The 1154-nt window shown below is 69.8% G+C and carries 1 protein-coding gene and 1 pseudogene; one reads left to right on the forward strand and one right to left on the reverse strand.

The window, feature by feature from the left end; translation table 11 throughout:
* Positions 1-451, forward strand: a pseudogene (locus tag ACFWF3_RS36675) (tRNA pseudouridine(55) synthase TruB); the annotation flags it as partial.
* Positions 452-532: 81 nt separating this feature from the next.
* Here the strand turns inward: ACFWF3_RS36675 and ACFWF3_RS36680 are convergent.
* Positions 533-1154 (reverse strand): hypothetical protein (locus ACFWF3_RS36680; RefSeq protein WP_379318826.1); only part of this gene is annotated, 622 nt, incomplete at its 5' end.

A 1154-nucleotide genomic window follows, 5' to 3' on the forward strand; every position in this document is an offset into this window, starting at 1 on the left:
CCTGGCCCGTCGCGATGTCGCCGACGGTGAATTCGTGGATCTCGACGTCGCGGTCGAATGCACCTCCGGTACCTACATTCGCGCCCTGGCCCGCGACCTCGGCGTGGCCCTCGGTGTGGGCGGACACCTGAGCGCCTTGCGCCGCACCAGGGTCGGTCCCTTCACGCTCGAACACGCCCGTACCCTCGAACAACTCGCGACCGCGGTCGAAGCCGAGCAGCCCCTGCTCAGCCTCGATATCGACGCCGCCGTCCGCACCGCCTTCCCGCTCCGTGACATCGACGAATCGCAGGCCACCGACCTGCGGACCGGCCGCTGGCTCGAGCCCGTCGGCATCAAGGGCGTCTACGCCGCGATCGACCCACGGGGCCGGGCCATCGCACTTCTGGAGGAGAGCGGCAAACGCGCGGGCTCGGTGATGGTGGTGCGTCCGAGGGGAATCGGCGACTGACGAGCTCGTTGTCGTTCGATGCCCGCCTCGTGGCCGGGTGAGGCGGGCGCCCGAGCCCGAAACCGCCCCGCCGGGCAGGGGTCAGCTGCGCACGGGCAGTGTCTCGTGCCGGAATTCCGGTAGACCGGATTCCTTCGTCAGGTGCTCGGCCAGCTGTGCCGCTTCCGCAGCGAGGCCGGGTGGGTTGGTGGCGACGAACATCGAATCCGCCGCCAGGTTGCCGAGGATGTGCCAGGTGCCGGCACGCAGCGCACGGGTGCGTGGTTCGGCGCGGAGACCACCGGTGGGCGCGACTTGCGCTGTGCCGCTGTCGAGCAGGTGTGTCATCAGCGTCTCGGTGTCCTGCGGGGTGACGTAGGCGGGTGGGTTGACGGCGTTGATCACGATGTCGGCCGTCCCGGTGGATTCGCCGGTCAGGGTGAACCCGGTGTCGCCCGCCGCGATCGCGGTGAGTCCGGTGCGCAACCGCACCTGACCCGAATCCAGCAGGCGCAGCAGGATTTCCGCGTTGTGCGGGACCATCGGCGAGCTGAGGCTGCTGATCGTGCGGTAGTGATCGGTCCGCAACCTCATCCGGTCGGCGTCGGTCAGGGCGGGCCACAGGATCGGGCCCATCGTGCGGATCGCCATCGTGAGCAGGCGTCGACCCAGCAGGCTGGAGTCGACATCGGCGAGCTGGCGGCGCAGGCGAAGTACCGGGTCC

Origin of the sequence: Nocardia sp. NPDC060220 (assembly GCF_042727815.1) — a bacterium.
GTDB lineage: Bacteria > Actinomycetota > Actinomycetes > Mycobacteriales > Mycobacteriaceae > Nocardia.